Here is a 20,018-nt window from a genome sequence, read left to right on the forward strand (position 1 = left end):
ACAGTCACAGTCACAGTTACAGCCACAGCCACAGCCGCAGCCGCAGCCGCAGCCGCAGTCACGCAGCCGCAGTCACAGCACGGCCGCTGCGCGCGGTGAGCGGTGAGCGGCGTACGTACGGCGAGGGTGTGCGCTTCCAGCAACGCGCCCCGGTGCCGGGAGGCCCACAGCACGTCGCCGCACCGCATCGCATCGAGCCCAGGTCTGCTTGTGCTGCCGTAACAGTCGACCACACCTGTCACCTCAGCGACCGATGTCCAATCGCAGACCCGCTGCGCACTATCGCGGCGGTTTTCTGTTGCACCCGCACAACAATGCGCTGGCCAAAATACCGCCAGCTCGCTGGCGCAGGGCGTTTGCCGCCGCGAGATATGCCGCAACCACGCAGCAGCTATAGCGAGCGCGACCGCATTGCGCCGCCGTGCTGCAATCGCCACCGTTTCGCGGCGTGTCTGGCCGCTGCGGGCAGCGCCGTATCGCCACAGGCACGCGGCGAATTCAGGGGGATCAGCCAGGGCGCCATGTGGCGCGACATCCATCGATCAAGGGAGAGGGTTCATGCACGTTTTTCGCAAGGGGTACCACCGTTTGCTGCTGGTGCTGCTGCTGGGTGGCCTCAGCGCCGGCGCCGGCGCGCAGGGCATCGCCAAGGGCGCCGATGTCAGCTGGCTCAACCAGCAGGCCGCGGCCAACCCGCCGCAGGTGTTTCGCGATGCTTCCGGCAACACCACCGACTTCATCAAGCTGTTCAAGGATGTGGGCGGCAACGCCATCCGCCTGCGCGTGTGGGTCAACCCGTCCGGCGGCTGGAACGATGGCCGCGACACCCTGGACAAGGCCAAGCGCGCCGCCGCGCAGGGCATGCGCATCATGATCGACTTCCACTACAGCGACAGCTGGGCCGACCCCGGCAAGCAGACCAAGCCGGCCGCCTGGGCGGGCCACTCCGTCGCCCAGCTCAATACCGATGTCTACAGTCACACCCAGGGCATCCTCAAATACCTCAAGGACAACGGCATCACCGTCAGCTGGGTGCAGGTGGGCAACGAGATCAACAGCGGCATGCTGTGGAACGAGGGCAAGACGCCCAACTTCGCCACCCTGGGCCAGTTCATCAACAGCGGCTACAACGCCACCAAGGCGGTGTACCCCAACGCCAAGGTCATCGTGCACCTGGCCAACGGCTACGACAACGCCAACTTCCGCTGGTTCTTCGACAACCTGCGCTCGGCCGGCGGCAAGTGGGACGTCATCGGCATGTCGCATTACCCGCCGGTCGGCAGCTGGCAGGACTACAACAGCCGCCTGGACACCAACATGCGCGACATGATCTCCCGCTACGGCAGCGACGTGATCGTGGCCGAGGTCGGCATGGACTGGCAGCAGGCCGCCACCACCCGCGCCATGCTCACCAACCTGCTCAGCCGCAGCAGCGCCATCGGATCGCGCGTGCTCGGCATCTTCTACTGGGAGCCCAACGCCTACCCCGGCTGGCAGGGCTACACCATGGGCGCAGTCAACAACAACGGCCAGCTGACCGAAGCGCTACAAGCGTTCTGACCCTCCCATCGTAGGAGCGCACCCGGGCGCGACGGGCTTCACCGGTAACGCCCCTCGCGCCCAGGTGCGCTCCTACAGGGCGCCAGGCGCATCCCCTAGGCGTAGGAGCGCACCCGGGCGCGACCGGGCTTTGCCGGTAACGCCTCTCGCGCCCGGGTGCGCTCCTACTGGGCAGGCGTGTCGGTCCTTTCCGGCTGGTGGCCCTTATCCTTTGGTCGTATACCGGCAGCGCCCGCTGCACCGGATCGTCGTCCCAGCCGGCATCAGTACCCCACCCACGCACGACACCGTCCCATTCCATACGCACCCGTAGCGAGGAATGGCAACAGGTGCGTGCGGTACACTTGGGGGTTCACGAATTCACGATGTCGACACACCCGCGGGGTGTGTCCCCCCGGGAGCGCTAATGAACTGGTTGAACGAAGTGCTGCACAACGATCCGAACCCGCTTGAGACGCAGGAGTGGCTCGAATCGATCAAGGCCGTCATCGACGTCGAAGGCCCGGAGCGCGCCCATCAGCTGCTGGAAGGCATGGTCGAACAGACCCGCCGCGCCGGCGCTTACCTGCCGTTCTCGCCCACCACCGAGTACGTCAACACCATCGCACCGGCCAACGAGGCCAAGAACCCCGGCGACTCCGCGCTGGAGTGGAAGATCCGCTCGATCATCCGCTGGAACGCCATGGCCACCGTCGTGCGGGCCAACCGCAAGCCGGGCGACCTGGGCGGCCACATCGCCTCGTTCGCCTCCAGCGCCACGCTGTACGACGTGGGCTTCAATCACTTCTGGCGCGCGCCCAGCGACCAGCACCCGGGCGACCTGCTGTTCATCCAGGGCCATAGCGCCCCGGGCGTCTACGCCCGCGCCTTCCTGGAAGGCCGCATCAGCGAAGCCCAGCTGGACAACTTCCGCATGGAAGTGGACGGCCAGGGCATCTCCTCCTACCCGCACCCGTGGCTGATGCCCGAGTTCTGGCAGACCCCCACCGTGTCGATGGGCCTGGGCCCGCTGGCCGCCATCTACCAGGCGCAGTTCATGCGCTACCTGGAAAACCGCGGCCTGATCGAGAAGTCCGACCGCAAGGTGTGGTGCTTCATCGGCGACGGCGAGTCGGACGAGCCGGAAACCCTCGGCGCCATCGCGCTGGCCGGCCGCGAAGGCCTGGACAACCTGATCTTCGTGGTCAACTGCAACCTGCAGCGCCTGGACGGCCCGGTGCGCGGCAACGGCAAGATCATCCAGGAACTGGAAGGCGTGTTCCGTGGCGGCGGCTGGAACGTCATCAAGCTGCTCTGGGGCGGCTACTGGGACGCGCTGCTGGCCAAGGACACCGACGGTGTGCTGCGCAAGCTGATGATGGAAACCGTCGACGGCGAATACCAGAACTGCAAGGCCTTCGGCGGCGCCTACACGCGCGCCAACTTCTTCGGCAAGTACCCGGAGACCGCGGCCATGGTCGCCGGCCTGTCCGACGACGACATCTGGCGCCTGAACCGTGGCGGCCACGACCCGCACAAGGTGTACGCCGCCTACCACCAGGCCGTGAACACCAAGGGCATGCCCACCGTGATCCTGGCCAAGACGGTCAAGGGCTACGGCATGGGCTCGGCCGGTGAGGCGCTCAACCCCACCCACCAGACCAAGAAGCTGGACGACGCGGCGGTCAAGCACTTCCGCGACCGCTTCAATATCCCGGTGACCGACGCCCAGCTGGAAGACGGCCAGGTGCCGTTCTACCACCCCGGCGAAGATTCCCCGGAAGTGCAGTACCTGAAAGAGCGCCGCAACGTGCTCGGCGGCTTCTTGCCGCAGCGCCGTCCCAAGGCCAGCAAGTCGTTCGTGGCGCCCACGCTCGACAAGTTCGAGCGCCTGCTCAAGGACAGCGGCGAGCGCAGCTATTCCACCACCATGTCCTTCGTGCAGAGCCTCAACATTGCCCTGCGCGACAAGGAGCTGGGCCCGCGCATCGTGCCGATCGTGGCCGATGAGGCGCGCACCTTCGGTATGGAAGGCATGTTCCGCCAGATCGGCATCTATGCCCCGTTCGGCCAGAAGTACAAGCCGGTCGACGCCGACCAGCTGATGTACTACCGCGAAGACCAGACCGGCCAGGTGCTGCAGCAGGGCATCAGCGAGCCGGGCGCCATCGCCTCGTGGATGGCCGCCGGCACCAGCTACTCGGTGTCCGACGTGCCGATGCTGCCGTTCTACATCTACTACTCCATGTTCGGCTTCCAGCGCGTGGGCGACATCGCCTGGCAGGCAGCGGACATGCGCACGCGTGGCTTCCTGCTCGGCGGCACCGCCGGCCGCACCACGCTCAACGGCGAAGGCCTGCAGCACGAAGACGGCTTCAGCCAGGTCATCGCCGGCTCCATCCCGAACGTGCGTAGCTACGACCCGACCTTCGGCTTCGAAGTCACCGTCATCATGCAGCACGGCATGAAGGCGATGATGGAAGACCAGATCGACGAGTACTACTACATCACCCTGATGAACGAGAACTACGCCCACCCCGGCATGCCGGACGGCGCAGCCGAGGGCATCATCAAGGGCATGTACCTGCTCAAGGACGCCGGCAAGCCCAAGAAGGGCGAGCTGCGCGTGCAGCTGCTGGGCAGCGGCACCATCCTGCGCGAGGCCATCGCCGCGGCCGAGCTGCTGGACAAGGACTTCGGCGTCACCGCCGACATCTGGTCCTGCCCCAGCCTCAACGAAGTGCGCCGCGACGGCTACGCCGTAGAACGCTGGAACCGCCTGCATCCGGAATCCGAACAGCGTAAGCCGTACGTCACCCAGTTGCTGGAAGGCCGCCAGGGCCCGGCCATCGCTGCAACCGACTACGTGCGCGCCTTCGCCGACCAGATCCGCGCCTTTGTGCCGATGACCTACACCGTGCTCGGCACGGATGGGTTCGGTCGGTCGGATACGCGTGCGAACTTGCGCCGCTTCTTCGAAGTGGACCGTTACTACATCGCGCACGCGGCGATTGCCGCGCTGGCGAAGGACGGGAAGATGACAGGTAAGGATGTGGCCCGGGCGATCAAGCAGTACAAGATTGATCCCGAGAAGGCGAATCCTGTCGGGGTTTAAAAAAAATTATGGGGCGAGCATAACTCGCCCTTCTTTTTTACCAAGCCTGAGCTAAGGAAGGAATATGTCTGTCAAGAGCGAGGTCGATTCCAAGCGGCGTGAGATATCTTCGGAGAACCTCTCCATGTCCGTTGGTGAAGTTTTAAACCTTTACAAGGAAGGTGAACTTGATATTCATCCGGAATTCCAACGCGTCTTTCGTTGGGTCCCTCAGCAAAAATCTCGCCTAATTGAGTCGCTTCTGCTTGGTATACCCCTTCCGCCCATCTACGTGGCCGTAAACGAAGATGGAATCTGGGAGGTCATCGATGGCGTGCAGCGACTCTCTACGATTTTTGAATTTATGGGCGAATTATCAGGCCCGAAATCCGAAACGGAGGACGAGGTTGAACCAAAGCCAGCTTTTGTCCTCGAGGCGACTAAGCATTTACCTTCGTTGAAAGATGTCACTTATGCATCTCTCGATCAAACGCTTAAGCTTGAATTTAAGAGAACTAGGCTTGACGTTAAGATATTGGAGCGTGAAAAAGGCGCGGCTTCCACGGGCAAGTTTGATCTCTTTGAGCGCTTAAATACATATGGCGCATCCCTTTCGCCGCAGGAGATTAGAAACTGCATCCTTGTAAGTATTAATGCGCCTATGTACAGGGAGATTAAGTCTCTTGCTGAAGAGGATTCTTTTATTGCATGCACGCTGTTAAGCGATACCCAAAGAAGCGAGCGGTACGATATGGATCTCGTTCTTAGATTCCTGACGTTGAGAGATGCAGATCCCCGGCAGATCGGCGATGTTCACGACTTTCTCCGTGATCGCATGGAAATTCTGGCTCTTGATCCAAAGTTCAAAATTTCGAAAGAAGTCCATCTTTTTAAAGAGATGTTTGCCTACCTGGATCACGAAATTGGGGGGAATTCTTTCCGTCCCTGGGATGCCCGGATAAATGCGTTTAGAGGCGGATTCTCGCTTGCAGCATTTGAAGGATTGGGCCTCTCAATCGGAAGGCACTGGTCAAGGATTAAGGCTGCCGGTGATGAATTTGACGTCAGTGATGTGATTAAGAAAGTGTGGGCAAGTGATGCTTATAAGAAGAGTTTTTCTGGGCTTCGAGCGCGAGAGCGAATGTTGCGAGTGATGCCAGTGGCTGATCGAATTATATTAGAGGCCCTAGAAAAGTCTGAGAGTAGAAAGCAGGGGTTGCGTAGGCGAGCAGTTAAGGCGGTCAAGGCAAAAAGTAATCTCGAAAAAAGTTCTAACCTTGGGGCAAAAAAGAAGGTTAAGAAGAATTTAAAAAAATAGCTGTAATCGTTCAACTGGTTTGAAAATTGATCCTGAATTTATGCGTAGCTGTCTGACTTTAGGTTGCATGGAAGTGGAAGGATCAATTTATGCCTCAGACAATTGAATATTTGCAACAAAAAATTGATCGAGAGCTGGCTTGGAGAAAAAAAGAATTAGTTGGAATACTGAGGGGGGCAACTAGAGCCTCTGCTTCGAAAGTATATTACTGTCGTGCTGGTGCGGTTATGCTATGCGCGCATTGGGAAGGTTTTTTAAAAAAAGCAGTAGAGATTTACGTGGATTTCGTTTTTTCTCAACAGCTTAGCTTTAGCGAGATGAGCTGTAATTTTGTCGCGATTGCATTTTATAGCGATGTTGTTGAGGCCGCGAAGTCGAGTTTTCCTGGATCCGAACGTCACCATTTGAGGTTGGCGAAGAAGATACGGGACGCAGCTTCTGGCCCGGCGCGTTGGGAAGTGACGACTCGTAGTAATCCTAGCTCTGAGGTTCTTAGAGAACTATTGAGTTCAATTGGGATTGACTCGGAGCTTGGAATGGGCGTCAGCGAATGGGCGCGGACAAGAACTTTCATTGATGCACTGTTGCTTGGCGAACGTCATAAGATCGCACATGGTGAAGGGCTTCGAATTGATGGGGATGTACTTCGAGAGAGATTTGGACTGATGCTAGATTTGTGCCAGAGCCTAGCTAACGCAATATTGGATGCTGCGGAGGGTGGAACATATCAAGCGGGAGCTCGATTTGAAGCTGTGAGTTCTTAAAGAGCTGTGCGAATAATACGGCTAAATTCACTTACAAATCGGCTGTGCTTGCTTGCGTAACCTATGAACGGGTCTGACGCCACAAATCGGCGGGTCTTGGCTTCGACTATTGCGCAGAATGAGCCTTGGCCCAGAGCTCGCTGCTGCTGCAGATGAAGGCCGATACTGATGAGCAATTCATCGACAGGGCTTTATCGAGAAGGGCGCGGCAGGCGTTGGATTGTTCAATCGGATCGTTGCCAAGCGTAGGCCAACAGGGGTGTGGCGTCATTTCAAGTGCCCACGCTGACCAAGGTTTAACTGGGGAACTTGACTAGCGATACGCCGCCGGTTCGTCGGTAAGGCGAGCGCTGGAGTAACGGGGTCAGGTTAACTTATCAGTCGACTGTGTTCGGTTTGCGTGGCCGGTGCGCGGGCTTGACGCCCGCAAAGCGGCGGGTCTTGGCTTCGACCATCGCACGGAAGGCGTCATGGCCCAGCGCTTGCTGCTGCGGTAGATGAAGACGAATGCTGGCGAGCAGTTCGTTGGAGAGGGCTTCATCGAGCAGGGCACGGTGGGTGTCGGATCGCTCGATTGGGTCGCTGCCAAGCGCGAGCCAATAGGGATGTGGTGTCAATGCGGAGTGACTGCGCTGGCCTACGTTGGCTGGGCAGCTGGACCAGCGATACACCGCCGGGTCGTCGGTCAGGCGAGCACGTACCGGGTGGAGTTCAATATAGCGATAGCCGCGAAGGACGTAGTCCGCGCTGTCCAAAAGGCAGGCTTTGTAGCGCCCTTCCCATGGTGTGCCGGTGCGCCCGTGGCCGCCACTGAACAGCGCCACGTACGTTGTGCCCAAGCCGCTGCATCAGTTGCCCGATCCATCCCGTTGCTGGGGCGTGGCAAGCAAGTGCACATGGTTGTCCATCAACACATGGACATGCAGCTGGCAGCCTATGGCGTATAGGGCATCACGCAATAGATGCAGGTAGCGCAATCGGTCGCCATCATCCAGAAAGCACGGCAAGCGGTTGTTCCCGCGCTGCATGATGTGCTGCGGGATACCGGGAAGGTCGATATGCGGAAGTCTGGCCACCTAGCAAGACTCGCAGCAAGGTATTGGTTCTGACAGCGAGGGACACCCTCCCAAAGGGTAAGGCCGCAGCCTGAAATTTGCGTAGAAAGTGACCTTGCCGCTGTCAGCGGTGTATAAATAAGTAGAGCCATAGACGCGCGGCTCGCTAGTCTTGCTTAAAGTGAAGGGATACACATGCAACGATACGGGCAGCTTCTGCTGTGTGTTCTGGTCTGCTCAGGCATCTCGCTGCTGACAAGTTGCCAGCCACAGACAACCCAGACGCAGGACTTGCCAACACGCGTTGCAGCTGATGGGCAGGTCCCCATCGTACGACCGCTGCAGTTGGCGGCGATGACCAGTCCGATGGTGGTCGAATTCAACGTGCAGCCTCCTGGCAAGAGCGCGACTGGCACACTGTTCCTGGGTATCCGCGTCGGTGACGAGGATGCTCTGAAGTCACTTGAAGCTGCTCAAGCGCTCCGCAGATCCGGCCTGCACGCTGAGCTTGTTCTGAAACGGCTTGAACCAAGCGGCGCAGTCAACATCCCATTGGTGCGCGTTGAATCGCAGGCAGGCGTTCCCGCTCGGACCGTCGCCGTGAGTGCAGACGGGCGTGTTCCAGGCGTCTGGCTGGACGAGGTGGATGGCTCGTCCCTTCAATCTGCGGGTCTGGAATATCCAGAGCGTCGTTACACGCAGCTTGCCTTCGCATGGGCGCAAGGAATTCAGCCTGGCAGGTATCAGCTGAGCATCAGGCTGCTTGGCCAGCCGCCGCAGTTGGCATCGATCGAATCCGAGTTGCTGGTCGCTTACCGGCACAAATCAAAGTAGGAACACCTCATGGACGATAAATACGCTGTCACTCTCTACGTTGCCGCGCCGGGGACACCGCTTCTTGACGGTGGAACATCAGCGGCAGGGCACATGTATTACACAGTCACGCACGGGAAGGAACAAACCAGCTTCGGGTTTGCGCCCATCGAGCACGGCGTGATGTCAGGGCCTGGAAAGGTCTACAACGATGACGCCGATCAATACCAAAAGCCTTTCTATCAACGCACGATGGAGATCAGTAAGGATCAGTACGAAAAATTGATGGAGTTTGGTGCAAAGCCCGGCGAACACGGCTTCAATACGCAGTTTCACGGCGCAATGAACAGTTGCATCGATTACACATGGGGCGCTGTCAATTACGCCGGTCTGCATCGTACCGACCTGAAGTTCATACAGGATAAGGAGTTCGAGGGTGGCCTGAAACCGCTCAGCAACGTTGAGTACATCCGTAGTATCAAAGCCCCTGTTCCCGACAGCGAATTGAACACTGAGCAATACAACCCGATGCCGGAGCGGACACTCCTGCAGCGCGTGATCAGTGATGCGCAGTTGCCAGACAAGGATCGTGAGATGCTCAACACGATTCGGGAACAGGTTGCAGGCATCGATCAGCAACATGGCAGGGCCTACGATGCCACTAGCGAGAAGATTTCCGTTAGTTTGCTGGCAACCGCGAAGGAGGGCGGACTGAGCCGCGTAGACCACGTGGTTCTCGGAAACACTCCCGGTGATGGAGCAGGCCAGCGCCTATTTGTAGTGCAAGGCGAGTTGGATAACCCTGCTCACCTCAGAGCATCGATAAAGGCCGAAGAAGCAGCAAAGACACCTGTCGAGCAGTCATTCGCAAAGGTCGAGCAAATCTCTAACACCCAACAAGAACGTGCGTTGGCAGCACAGCAGGAACCTGCACTTGAGCAAAGTCGGGCGCCGATGCAGATGGGTTGATCGCCGTTGGTTTGGCTGGGAAAGGGGGCCGGTTGGTGAGGAAATGGCTGGGTCAAGGTGCTTAGCCGATAAGTCAGCTTGACGCCGGCGAAGCAGCCGGTCCTTGCTTTGAGTATCAGGAAGAAGACGTCGTGGTTGCGCTGCTTCCATGGCTAACTGCGAGTTGCGAGGCTGGACTATGGGGCGCGTTGTCAAGGCAGTGTTGGTTTTGGGACTTGTGCTTGTGGCCGCGCCTACGGGTTGGGGTTCTTTATTCGCTACCAACTGCCACAGTGACGGCTGCCTAGGTGTTCTGGTGCTATGGGCGGTAGGGTTACTTCTCGCGCTGTTAATGGTGCTTGGGTTGATTACTCGCGGCTTAGTAATCCGTTGGAAAGGTGGCAAGTTCCCTCAACAAACATGGCAATTGTGTGGGATCGCATTGGCCTTTTGGGGCGGGATCGTGGCTTTGGGATACTTCTTCGCCACCACGCGGTCCTAGGCCGGCAGGATCGGTAAAAATGACATGAGCGATCTCGCAGAAGCCTTCCTATCACCCGACCAAAACTAGTCGCCGCTTCGTAAGTAGGCCGCTTAAAATGCTGTTGCCTGCTGGATAAAATTTTGTGTAATGTCTCAATTGCTCCGGTGATATGAGAATGCGAATAACGGGGTCAGGTCCACTTATCAGTCGACGGCGCTTGATTTGCGTGGCCGATGAGCGAGCCTGACGCCCGCAAAGCGGCGGGTCTTGGCTTCGACCATTGCGCGGAAGGCGTCGTGGCCCAGGGCTCGCTGCTGCTGTAGATGAAGACGAATGCTGGTAAGCAGTTCGTCGGAGAGGGCTTCATCGAGTAGCGTGCGGTAGGCGTTGGATCGCTCGATCGGGTCACTGCCAAGCGCAAGCCAACAGGGATGTGGTGTCAGTGCGCAGTAACGGGGTCAGGTTAACTTATCGCCAAAAAGGGCGGGCAAAAGGGGAGGCGGCAAAAAGCGGTAAAAGAGGGGCGAAGGTAATTAAGCGAACCGGTTGTACAGGCCCGCGTGGCGATGTCTGACAGCGCGGCTGTGTCGCTGCAGTCAGGCTGAGGTCTTCTTCTTGAGCAGCAGGCTCGGCCATGCCGCGTCAGCCGCCTCTGGAACTACCCGGCGTTCCGATGCGTGTCGTCCAGAGAGGCGTGAACCGGTGAGCGATCTTCTTGGACAATGAGGATCGGCATCACTACTGCCTGCTACTACGCATGGCCTGCGAGCGTTTTGCTTTGCAGGTGCAAGCGTTTCTGCTGATGGACAACAGTGTGCACCTGCTAAAATTAAAGGCAATAACTAAAGGATGATGCTTTGAAGAAAATAATTCCATTGCTTCTGTTGGTATTTTCGTTGGCGTCGGAAATTGCGTCGGCCGAGATTAATCATGAAAAAAATAGTTATGGCATTGCTATAAACAGGCAGATCCAGAAGTGGTGGGAAAACGATTCGCAAAGTGCGATTATATCGTCTGGCTCAAGTTGCGCTGTGCGTATTTTGCAGATTCCAGGTGGTGAGATCGTGGCTGTTGATGTTCTGCCAAACTGTGAGTTTAACGATTTGGGTCGTTCCATCGCTGTTGAAGCTATTCGTCGCGCCAGCCCTCTTCCCTATCGTGGGTTTGAGAGTTCCTATGAGCGCGAGTTAACGATAGTTTTACGAGCGTCTAATTCGGAAGATCGGCGACTTGCATCCGAGCGTAAGCGGGAAACGGAGGAAATAAGACGGGAGAACGCCAAGTCTGATGCGCAATGGAAAGCGGGTGCCGGTGCTAGCATGAAGCGAATTCTCTATTCAAATGAGTGCCTTGGTCACCTGCGCTGGGAGCTACATACATTGCAGCTAAGTGATCCATCTCCCGTCTTTATCACGCTTAAAGAAGATGGTCGGGTGCGGAAGGTCGATGCCGTCGCAGATGGCGTCGTGGATAAATATTTAATTGTAGCGCTGAACTCTGCTCGGCCATGCCAACGGGTTCCGTCTGAGCTACTAGATAGTTCGGGAGGTATCCAGCTTGGCCCAGTTATTTTGGGATCTCGTATCGGGTAATAACGGGGTCTAATAACGGGGTCAGGTTAACTCATCAGTCGGCGGTGTTCGGTCTGAGTGGCCGATGAGCGGGCCTGACGCCGGCAAAGCGGTGGGTCTTGGCTTCGACCATTGCGCGGAAAGCGTCGTGGCCCAGGGCTCGCTGCTGCTGCAGATGAAGACGAATGTTGGCGAGCAGTTCGTCGGAGAGGGCTTCATCGAGTAGCGTGCGGTAAGCTTTGGATCGCTCGATCGGGTCGCTGCCAAGCGCAAGCCAACAGGGATGTGGTGTCAGCGCGGAGTGCTTGCGCTGGCCTAGGTTGGCTGGGCAACTGGACCAGCGATACGCCGCCGGGTTGTCGGTCAGGCGAGCACGCACCGGATTGAGCTCAATGTAGCGATAGCAGCGAAGGACGTAGTCCGCACTGTCCACAAGACACGCTTTGTACCGCCCTTCCCATAGCGTCCCCGTGCGCCTGTCGCGGCCATTGAACAATGCGACGTAGTTTCGCCCAAGCCGCTGCATCAGTTGCCCGATTCGTCCCGCTGCAGCTGGCGTGACCAGCAAGTGCACATGGTTGTCCATCAATACGTAAGCGTGCAGCTGGCAGCCTGTGGCGTGCAGGGCCTCATGCATCAGGTGCAGATAGCGCAATCGATCGCCATCATCCAGAAAGCAGGGCAAGCGGTTGTTCCCGCGTTGCACGATGTGCTGCGGGATGCCAGGAAGGTCGATGCGTGGAAGTCTGGCCACCTGGCAAGACTCGCAGAAAGGCATTGGTGCTGATAGCGAGAAAGCCCTGGCGAAAGCTGAGGCCGTAGCCTGAAATTTGGGTAGGAAGTAAACCTGACCCCGTTAGCGACCCCGTTAGCGCCCGATACCTTGATCGCTGCGTTGCCGGCGTCGACGACATGTCCACCAGACGTCTATCGGGTGGGAGCATGGGGCTGCGGTAAGAATAGGCAAGGATTGGGGGCGCTATGGAGTAGCTTTGTAGCGGCAAGGCCGGCAGAGATTCCAAGAGCAATCATGATCACTGCGGCGTACTGGGGACGTGATCCAGGATTCACTGACGCGGGTGCCTCTTTGTGTTGCGTCCTCTTGGTAAGCATGTCGAGCTGTCGGGCTGCACTGTCCCAATCATTGCACTGAACCAAAACCTGATGCACTTCATCGCCATCATTTATCTGCACTCTGTAAAAGCGCCTGCTAGTCTCGTACTCGATTCGAGATTCAGTGAGCTTCAAAGTAAGCGAGTCGCAAAGTATCTTGTCCGTACCCGAGTAGAGTATTTCCATGGAGTGAACGCTCCTATTGGGCCATGCAGAAAAACGCTGGCGGCTTGAGTGAATAGTGAGATAGGTAGCCGCATGACCGACTGAATGTTGCGGTTACGCATTTTATTGCTAAGACTAACGCGGTCAGGTTGACCTGACCCGCCAGCACAAACTTTAAAACTAAGGTGAAAATTTTTCTTCTGTATCCACGTAAACCAGCAAGACCTCTTCGCCCGCATAGGGAACGGTGACTTTCGGCATCCAAAGCTCGGCTGGTGGTATGACAGCTTTCGCCATCGCATCGCACCTAGCACTAATGCCACATCTGCGGATGGCAATGCGCAAGACGCCGCGGTCACTTAAAAAGTCAACGCCGGGAGAATAAAATTGGCTTTCCGCTGGCATGCGATAGGTGATTTGGAGCGAGTTGGATCCCACCTTTGCAACTTTGACAGGCTGCACGTCAATCTCCCTGTAATCAGAGCGCATACTTACTTCTGCAGAAGCAGTCGAGATTGATAGCGAAAGTAGTGCTGTCCCAAAAATGAGCCTAATTTTCATATCTAAGTTCATGCCAAGGTTTGGGATCCGTCTAGAAACGTTAGCACCTGCCATCTCCGTAAGCCAAAGCTAACCTCAAACGCCGGAAGCGAGCTACTTGCAAAATGCCTAAATAATTACGTGTTGTCTCTGCTAGGCTGGTCAAAGGCTGCTATAACCAGGGTAATCAGACTTGCAGCCTTGGTGCATCCTGCTTTTGATTCTGCTCCTGAGCTTCAGCAGTCATCGCAAGCGCATGCGTCTGTTCGGCAGATTGCACGCGGGCTTGGCTTTGCTCAACTGACCTTTCCACCGCATCTGCCGTGCGCATTTGCTCCCGGTGATATACCGAAGTGGCGGGATCTCCCTGGACCAGGAAGACGTACTCTCCCGCGGCTGCACGGGTGCCTGCTTGGCCAAGCACTACGTTGTCCACGCGTTCCAGTCCCTGCTCTTTGGCAAGGGCATACAGGCTCCAGGTCATACGGTCACTTGCCGCATCGGGAATACGATTCAGCGAATGATCGATCCGGTGTACGCCATCCTGGATTTGAGCAAACATGGGATCGGTAGGCGTTGGAGCCTGTGCGCTGAGCTTGAAACCATCCGATGATCCACGCGACGGTGCGGCCGGATCCTGAGGTACCAACGGCTGCCCACTCGTAGGAGGCGCGATTCTACGATCGTCCGCATCGAACCACTGTTTGCCGTCAAACCTGTATCCGCTGCGTACCGATGCCGCGCCGACGTCTTGATAAAGGTCTTCCCCAAAATCCGGTGCGTTGACTGTCTCACCTTGTGCGTTCTTCGGCAGAACAGGTTGAACGCCGCTGGCCTTCAGCAAGTTGCTGACAACACCGTTGCTGTTGTTGTACAGCGGAGAATATTCCAGTTGTGCCTGATTGATCTGGTCCCCAGCCTTCAGGGCAGACTCAAGTTTTGTGGATAACTCCTGGTCAGAACCGCTCCAGGCAACGATGCGCTCGTGGCGCTCGCCCGGTGCGGGCCAGTCTGGTGCGGTGACTGTCGCTTTCACGATGTTGCCCTTGGCATCCCTCGCAAGAGCCGGCTCGGAAGGATCCAACTGGTTCAAAGGCACTGGCTCGTAGTTGCCGTCTTGTTTGAGCCGGTACCCAATTTCATAAGGGGCAATGTAAGGGGCTGCTTCAACTCGAATGTGGCCAAACTTCTCCGAGCCAAGAACTGTGCTCTCGGCAAAGTTCGCCAGGTCATTCCCTTCGGCCCTGGTGTCTGGTCCCCCGCGTACTACAGTCTGGCTGCCATCAGAGTTCTGAAAGAGCAGGTAAAGATGGCGGCGGTCACCAGCAACCTCGCTTGCCCCCACCCAAATTGTTGCCTTCTTCTGCTCATCCATGACTTATTCTCCAATATCCTGCGGAGCTCGATTCACTACCAGTTTGCTCAAGTAGATTCCGTCAGCAGAGTGAAAGCCCACCATCCAGGTAACCGGCACAGCTGGCGCTGTCACCGATGGCTGCGCCTCTTTCACGACAGGGAAAAGCGTGCACATCATTGACGCTTTGTAACCTGCGCCAGGAGAGTTCAGCGCTTGGCAGCGAAATCCAAGATCCTCAAGGTTCTTCTGCGCAGTCGTAAGCGGTGACCCGATAGGATTAGCGGCCTGAAGCTCTTGCCTCGCCTTGGCGGCAGACTGCTGAGTATTAAAGCTGGGCCGTGAGTCTTGCTGCATGGCAGAGCACCCTGATATGAAGAAGAGACTAGCAGCTGCTAGCAATGCTAAAGAGCTAAGGTTGGCGTGAGGATTCGTTCGCATGACTTGACAGCTCCAACGCAATCACACAGATGGTCATCCATGCGTAGTTCGGTTGCAAGTATGCGCCCCAAGAGATAGCGGAGCTATGAAGTTACAGTGGCGGGCTGACCTGACCTGACTTAGCCTGGCCCCAATCTTATGCGTCAGCTGCTATTACGTCTTTCTCTTTGCCCTTTAGCGCCATGTCGAGCAAGTACTCATAGGTCTGCAGCTTACCCCTAGCCGATGTGGCAACCCAGCAGATCATCCAGAAGAACAGCAGAAAAATCCCCACTATTGCTGTCAATGGAGACATCGCCAGAGGATTGCCACCAGCGCGCAGAACCAGAAAGAGCGACGCCGCAACCGGCAGAAGGCCTAGCTTGTCGATGCTTCCAGCCAGTAGCGCAATGCGGCCCGCACGGCGTGTATGGCTGTAGCGAGCGTGATCCAGCATGACTTGCAAGGTTGCTGCCGGATACCCTTGCAGCCAGGTCACCTCCTGCATAAATTGCTCTAGCTGATGATCAGTGCGCATTGCTTGATCTAATGTCCATCGACGCAGATCACTCGCGATCCCGTAAATGCCGAGCAGCATCAGGACGCCCAATGCTACTAATGCAACCCGGAGGCCGGCGGTTGCTACCTTTACTAGCAACTGAGGCGGAACACTCGTGAAGCTGAGGAATGATGCAATCAGCGTCGAAGCGATTGCCAACGCCATGACGATGCCTGCGCCGCGCACGAGGCGGCTTGGGCTGGCGGTATCTGCTGGAAACTCCGGTAGCGCGCTGAGGCGCTCTTCTAATGCCTTGAAAGTCAAAGGCACGACCGGTGCTACGCCGCTACTTTCCATGACGCCTGCCATCGTTGAGTGATACGGCAAGATTAGAGGTGTCTGATCTATACGACCAGGTGGAAACGTTGGGACAGCACGAAAAATTTTCTAGTGCGCCCGGTGCGTGCCAGGTCTGTGATCTTAAATATCTGAGCACACGGGCTGTGCATCCGTGCTTTTTGGATCTGCCTTTTAAGAACAGATCGCGACAGTTGACATCGCGATCCGTGCGCTGCAATCTCCAAGTCAAGGAGCGTCGAAACTCCTCACACAGCGGTGCCCACCTCCGTCAAACCGGTGGGTTTTTTGTGCCTGCATCCTGCAGGTACAAGCCGACGCAATGCCTGCGTCGGGAGGGCGGCTAATACAACACCCGCAAGGGGAATACGCCCGCCGGCTGTGTGCGGTTTCGAACCTCCCGACATCCCGTCGCCGTTGGCGGCGGTTCTTGGGTCGTTCCAGGAGGGCGTTGCCATGTCTACCGCACCATCCACGCCGGCATCTGTGCCGGTTGATCTGTTGCCAACCTTCGCTCACCGCCTGCGGTGGGATGTGCGTGAGGTGCTGCGCCGGCTCGTCGCACGCGCGACTGTTGAGCAGGTGAGCGACAATCCTGCGCACCCGCTGAGTTGCCAGCCCGCTGTGTTGCCGCACCCCTTGCGCCGCCTGTCGGCACGCAGGGCTGTGCCATTGCAGCAGTGCGTCGCTGCATCCATCACCCGCCACCACCCGGAGGCGCCATGACACGCCGCCGCCCACCCACGGCATCTGCCAGCGCACGGCCCACCCGCACGCGTGCGCGCCCCGCGCCGCCCAAGCGGGTGCAGTGGGTTGTTGTGGAGCCCGACCGCACCAAGCTGCCACCGATGCTGCCACCCGACCCGGACGCCTCCCCGCAAGGCCCCGGCACGCTACGCGCACCCCGCCGCGCCCGCCGCCCGCGCCAATGCACGGTCAGCTACACCCATTACCCCGGCGCCCACGACCACGCCGGCGACCAGCACGTGCCCCACGTCCGCCTCAGCGGCCTATGGCTGGAACAACTGGGCTTTGCCATCGGCGCCAAGCTGCGCATCACCGCGAGCGAAGGGCAGCTGCTGATGGAGGTGTTGCCGCCGGTGGAGGTGCCGGCCAAGGCGCCCAGTGTGCGGCGATGATGGTGCGGCTGCCAGACCCCTTGCGATTGACCTCGGTGCCGGATGCCACTAGCGTCGCAGCCACACCAGCGCACAACGGACGCTTCATGATCGCGCGCCCCCTCTACGCCTTGCTCGCCACCCTCGCTCTGGGCGCATGCGCCCATACGTCGGCCACCCCAGCCCCGGCACCCGTCACGGAGACATCTGCCATGAGTTCCTCAGCCGATCACGTACCTGCAGATCCTTCCAAAGGTGGACCACGTACCGCGCAGGAAGCATTGGAGCGGGTACTGGAGCTGATTCGCACAAGCACCAGTATTGAATCGTTCACTGCCGACCATGTGTCTCGAGCAATGGGCCAGTCGGTACAGCACCGCGGTGATGGTTCCGGGCGGTTCGGTGCCAGCGGAGTGCTGACCCGAGACTGGAACTACGGGTTTGGTGTCAACAAAACCGAAATAAAGGGTGCATGGTTCGAGTTCCTGTTCCTGCCTAATCCGCCAGAAGTGTCTCCGTCTATGTCGGATATCTGCCAGATCGACTTCGAGGCATTTGCGGCGCACCTCGAAAAAATGGGTTTCTCGCGACAACGCAATCTTGTCGAAGATGGGCGATGGATGAGCGATATCTTTCAACGCCCAGGGATGCGCGTAGAGCTCTTCCCGCGTGGAGAGGCTGACGAACCTTTAGCGCGCACCACTCATCAGTGCGTCGAGTGGGTTCAAATTCGCTAGTCCAAGGAGCGGACATGTTGAGCCAAGAAGCAAGTGCTGTGGTGGCGTCATTCGGTCAGCAACCAGGTGTCACACGTGAGCATCTGGACAACTTCAACCGGGTCCTGAACGATTCGCCCGAGTTGACCCGCCAGATCAACGAGGCGGTGCAGAAAAAGGTGCTGAAAGGCTTCGCGCCGTTGAACGATCCGCATGCGGGAGGCACCTATGATCCACGCGATCAGGAAATTCACCTGCCGCTTGCAGCGCTGGTGAATGATGCCAACGGCAAGCATGCAGCAGCAGGCGATTTGACTTTCGTCTTGGGACATGAAATTCAGCATAGCCTTTACAGTCCCACTGCTGCGCTTGCGCGGGAACAGTTCAAAACAGAGGCAATAAAAATTGCCCGTAGCACGCACGATTACACTGCTGCTGGCGAGAAGGTGCTGGCCAGTAACCGTGCGGACGAAGCAACGGCCGAAATAGCCGGATGGAACGCTATCGTGAGTGCGGCCAAGAGTCGTAATCCTAATCCTACGCTTGAAGATGTGTACCTATTTGCGGATGGTCGGGCCAGAGATTTTGTCACGCGCAGCGGTTATCCAAGTGTCTATACGCCCAAGGCAAACCTGACGTTCAATAGCGACCTGACGTTGTCGCCCACGGCGGGTAATGTCGAGGCAATGGGAGTGAATTACTTCGACAAATCGGTCAAGGACACCCGTATCGGTCATGCGGGCCAGTCCGACTACGTCAACCATTACGGTCCGTGGGTGGTCGGCACAGCCGCCATCTACGAGCGACACTACAACAAGTCAAAGCCCGGCGAGCCGGAGCAGCCAATGATCCTGGATATGCAGCGCCTGGGGTTCAAAGAAGAAATTTTGGAGCACAATGGCATTGACCTGGGCAGCGACACCCGCCCCATGCCATACCTGGACAGTAGTACGCAGCCGCCAACCCCTGGGCTCTTCCAGCACAGCAAGGACACTCACCTGCACGTCTCGCCGATTTCTGCCCAGGCGCTGGAGCAGGAGCTGCGAGAGCGCGACCCACAATCGCCACGTCCCCCAGCGCAGACGCCCTCACAGCCAGGCCACCCAGACCACGCGCTATACCAGCAGATCAAAAGTGGTGTGATGCAGCTCGACGCTCAGCACGGCAAAGAGTGGGACGGGGCAAGCCAGCGCATGACTGCCAGCCTGCTTGCGCTGGCCAAAGAGGAAGGGTTGTCGCGGGTGGATCATGTAGTGCTCAACAACCCAACAGGTCAGCTGGCCGGCGGCGAGAAGGTCTTTGTCGTCCAGGGCGCCCTCAACGACCCGGCACACCAGCGCGCACACATGCCGACGGTGGACGCCGTGCAGACAGCAGAGGCCCAGTCGTTCGATCGTCTGCAGGCAATCAACCAAACTCAGGCCCAGGCACGCGAACAGCAGCAGGCGCTGGAGCAGTCGCAGCAAGCCGTTACCCAGGCCGGACCGTCAATGGTGCGCTGAGAAATTCCACGCTGTCGGCACCGGCTGTTGCTGAGTGCGACGAAGGCTGAGAGGTGCCTGTGCAAAATTCGATGATCTACGTCGTGTTCTGGTTGCTCGTTACGACGGGTTGCACCTGGAGCTTTGCTCAATTTGGGATGGATAAGCCCTCCGGTCCCTCGCTCTGTGCAGAGGTTCTGGACTGGGAGAGCGCAACCGCGCCTCAGGCGCTGCGAATGACGCCGCAGATCGTGGAGGACCAGAACGGCCGGTCTTATCATTTTGATCTCGGTGGACGAAAGGGGCTGCGCGATCTGGCTGCGAGTTGTGGAATCGGTGTTTATGCTGAATGCAGCTTTGACGCAACTTATTCGAATGGGCATGTCTTTCGATTTTCTGAGCTGTCGACATTTAGCCTCTGGAAAAGTCGAGAGGAGTTCTATCTCGTCTATCATGTCGTTGCCCCTGAGGGGGAGTTGGAGAAGGGATTGCGAAGAGTCGTCAAGGTGGATGATCCGCCCTCAGAGATCTGCAATCAGATCGGTGACTACTCAAATTTAATGTAGTTGCCCGATCAGGATGTCAACGACTTGCTTAGTTGCCTGGGTCCGGAATTTATCAGGAGGGAAAGTCGCTACTCCTGCCAAGATGCGCGTGCATTGCGCTTCT

17 protein-coding genes are annotated in these 20,018 nt (G+C 57.9%); 11 read left to right on the forward strand and 6 right to left on the reverse strand.

All coding sequences use genetic code 11. The features are described from left to right. Window positions 1–558: 558 nt before the first annotated feature. The 4 genes from ACCQ04_RS02895 (at window position 559) to ACCQ04_RS02910 (ending at window position 6,715) form a co-directional block, all read left to right on the forward strand. Complete coding sequence (locus tag ACCQ04_RS02895; RefSeq protein ID WP_372358654.1) at window positions 559–1,560, forward strand: arabinogalactan endo-1,4-beta-galactosidase; 1,002 nt, start codon at window positions 559–561, stop codon at window positions 1,558–1,560. A 406-nt stretch (window positions 1,561–1,966) separates the two neighbouring features. Then, entirely contained in the window at window positions 1,967–4,654 is a 2,688-nt protein-coding gene (gene aceE / locus ACCQ04_RS02900) for a pyruvate dehydrogenase (acetyl-transferring), homodimeric type (protein WP_372358655.1), read from the forward strand. 64 nt (window positions 4,655–4,718) lie between these two features. Further along, window positions 4,719–5,951: a GmrSD restriction endonuclease domain-containing protein gene (locus ACCQ04_RS02905; protein WP_372358656.1), complete on the forward strand. Its 1,233-nt coding sequence runs from the start codon at window positions 4,719–4,721 to the stop codon at window positions 5,949–5,951. A gap of 89 nt (window positions 5,952–6,040) precedes the next feature. Then, on the forward strand, window positions 6,041–6,715 hold the full coding sequence (locus ACCQ04_RS02910) for an MAE_28990/MAE_18760 family HEPN-like nuclease (protein WP_372358657.1): 675 nt from the start codon (window positions 6,041–6,043) through the stop codon (window positions 6,713–6,715). A gap of 377 nt (window positions 6,716–7,092) precedes the next feature. On the opposite strand, the gene ACCQ04_RS02915 is transcribed toward ACCQ04_RS02910, so the two are convergent. Further along, the gene (locus ACCQ04_RS02915; protein WP_372358658.1) at window positions 7,093–7,539 is read right to left on the reverse strand and encodes a transposase; all 447 of its coding nucleotides are present in this window, start codon (window positions 7,537–7,539) and stop codon (window positions 7,093–7,095) included. 24 nt (window positions 7,540–7,563) lie between these two features. Further along, complete coding sequence (locus tag ACCQ04_RS02920) at window positions 7,564–7,791, reverse strand: transposase (protein ID WP_372358659.1); 228 nt, start codon at window positions 7,789–7,791, stop codon at window positions 7,564–7,566. A gap of 333 nt (window positions 7,792–8,124) precedes the next feature. On the opposite strand from ACCQ04_RS02920, the gene ACCQ04_RS02925 reads away from it, so the two are divergent. The 3 genes from ACCQ04_RS02925 to ACCQ04_RS02935 all read left to right on the forward strand — a co-directional run bounded on the left by ACCQ04_RS02925 (window position 8,125) and on the right by ACCQ04_RS02935 (window position 11,607). Further along, window positions 8,125–8,604, forward strand: a complete 480-nt coding sequence (locus ACCQ04_RS02925) for a hypothetical protein (protein ID WP_372358660.1) — start codon at window positions 8,125–8,127, stop codon at window positions 8,602–8,604. A gap of 9 nt (window positions 8,605–8,613) precedes the next feature. Next, window positions 8,614–9,552: an XVIPCD domain-containing protein gene (locus tag ACCQ04_RS02930; RefSeq protein ID WP_372358661.1), complete on the forward strand. Its 939-nt coding sequence runs from the start codon at window positions 8,614–8,616 to the stop codon at window positions 9,550–9,552. Between the two features lie 1,320 nt (window positions 9,553–10,872). Then, entirely contained in the window at window positions 10,873–11,607 is a 735-nt protein-coding gene (locus ACCQ04_RS02935; RefSeq protein WP_372358662.1) for a hypothetical protein, read from the forward strand. Between the two features lie 34 nt (window positions 11,608–11,641). Here the strand turns inward: ACCQ04_RS02935 and ACCQ04_RS02940 are convergent, their stop codons facing one another. From ACCQ04_RS02940 to ACCQ04_RS02955, 4 genes are all read right to left on the reverse strand, one after another. Next, window positions 11,642–12,340 (reverse strand): transposase, encoded by a 699-nt coding sequence (locus ACCQ04_RS02940; RefSeq protein WP_372358663.1) that lies wholly within the window; start codon window positions 12,338–12,340, stop codon window positions 11,642–11,644. Between the two features lie 704 nt (window positions 12,341–13,044). Beyond that, on the reverse strand, window positions 13,045–13,437 hold the full coding sequence (locus tag ACCQ04_RS02945; protein ID WP_226426898.1) for a hypothetical protein: 393 nt from the start codon (window positions 13,435–13,437) through the stop codon (window positions 13,045–13,047). 154 nt (window positions 13,438–13,591) lie between these two features. Then, on the reverse strand, window positions 13,592–14,779 hold the full coding sequence (locus ACCQ04_RS02950; protein WP_372358664.1) for an XVIPCD domain-containing protein: 1,188 nt from the start codon (window positions 14,777–14,779) through the stop codon (window positions 13,592–13,594). A 556-nt stretch (window positions 14,780–15,335) separates the two neighbouring features. Beyond that, window positions 15,336–16,034, reverse strand: coding sequence for a hypothetical protein (locus ACCQ04_RS02955; RefSeq protein ID WP_372358665.1), 699 nt, complete (start codon window positions 16,032–16,034; stop codon window positions 15,336–15,338). Between the two features lie 722 nt (window positions 16,035–16,756). On the opposite strand from ACCQ04_RS02955, the gene ACCQ04_RS02960 reads away from it, so the two are divergent. From ACCQ04_RS02960 to ACCQ04_RS02975, 4 genes are all read left to right on the forward strand, one after another. Further along, a complete protein-coding gene (locus ACCQ04_RS02960; protein WP_372358666.1) occupies window positions 16,757–17,173 on the forward strand; it encodes a SymE family type I addiction module toxin in 417 nt (138 codons plus the stop codon). Window positions 17,174–17,259: 86 nt separating this feature from the next. After that, a complete protein-coding gene (locus tag ACCQ04_RS02965; protein ID WP_372358667.1) occupies window positions 17,260–17,889 on the forward strand; it encodes a hypothetical protein in 630 nt (209 codons plus the stop codon). 14 nt (window positions 17,890–17,903) lie between these two features. Next, the gene (locus ACCQ04_RS02970) at window positions 17,904–19,370 is read left to right on the forward strand and encodes an XVIPCD domain-containing protein (protein ID WP_372358668.1); all 1,467 of its coding nucleotides are present in this window, start codon (window positions 17,904–17,906) and stop codon (window positions 19,368–19,370) included. Window positions 19,371–19,441: 71 nt separating this feature from the next. Continuing rightward, complete coding sequence (locus ACCQ04_RS02975) at window positions 19,442–19,915, forward strand: hypothetical protein (RefSeq protein ID WP_372358669.1); 474 nt, start codon at window positions 19,442–19,444, stop codon at window positions 19,913–19,915. Window positions 19,916–20,018: the final 103 nt, after the last annotated feature.

It is taken from the genome of Xanthomonas sp. NCPPB 2866, from assembly GCF_041475745.2.
Lineage (GTDB): Bacteria > Pseudomonadota > Gammaproteobacteria > Xanthomonadales > Xanthomonadaceae > Xanthomonas > Xanthomonas arboricola.

Excerpts from the sequence above, each read along its gene's own strand:
- ACCQ04_RS02945 (WP_226426898.1), bottom strand. The coding sequence starts at position 13,437 with ATGAACTTAGATATGAAAATTAGGCTCATTTTTGGGACAGCACTACTT.
- ACCQ04_RS02905 (WP_372358656.1), top strand. The coding sequence starts at position 4,719 with ATGTCTGTCAAGAGCGAGGTCGATTCCAAGCGGCGTGAGATATCTTCG.
- ACCQ04_RS02955 (WP_372358665.1), bottom strand. The coding sequence starts at position 16,034 with ATGGAAAGTAGCGGCGTAGCACCGGTCGTGCCTTTGACTTTCAAGGCA.
- ACCQ04_RS02925 (WP_372358660.1), top strand. The coding sequence starts at position 8,125 with ATGACCAGTCCGATGGTGGTCGAATTCAACGTGCAGCCTCCTGGCAAG.
- ACCQ04_RS02975 (WP_372358669.1), top strand. The coding sequence starts at position 19,442 with ATGATCTACGTCGTGTTCTGGTTGCTCGTTACGACGGGTTGCACCTGG.
- aceE (WP_372358655.1), top strand. The coding sequence starts at position 1,967 with ATGAACTGGTTGAACGAAGTGCTGCACAACGATCCGAACCCGCTTGAG.
- ACCQ04_RS02970 (WP_372358668.1), top strand. The coding sequence starts at position 17,904 with ATGTTGAGCCAAGAAGCAAGTGCTGTGGTGGCGTCATTCGGTCAGCAA.
- ACCQ04_RS02930 (WP_372358661.1), top strand. The coding sequence starts at position 8,614 with ATGGACGATAAATACGCTGTCACTCTCTACGTTGCCGCGCCGGGGACA.
- ACCQ04_RS02960 (WP_372358666.1), top strand. The coding sequence starts at position 16,757 with ATGACACGCCGCCGCCCACCCACGGCATCTGCCAGCGCACGGCCCACC.
- ACCQ04_RS02965 (WP_372358667.1), top strand. The coding sequence starts at position 17,260 with ATGATCGCGCGCCCCCTCTACGCCTTGCTCGCCACCCTCGCTCTGGGC.
- ACCQ04_RS02950 (WP_372358664.1), bottom strand. The coding sequence starts at position 14,779 with ATGGATGAGCAGAAGAAGGCAACAATTTGGGTGGGGGCAAGCGAGGTT.
- ACCQ04_RS02910 (WP_372358657.1), top strand. The coding sequence starts at position 6,041 with ATGCCTCAGACAATTGAATATTTGCAACAAAAAATTGATCGAGAGCTG.
- ACCQ04_RS02895 (WP_372358654.1), top strand. The coding sequence starts at position 559 with ATGCACGTTTTTCGCAAGGGGTACCACCGTTTGCTGCTGGTGCTGCTG.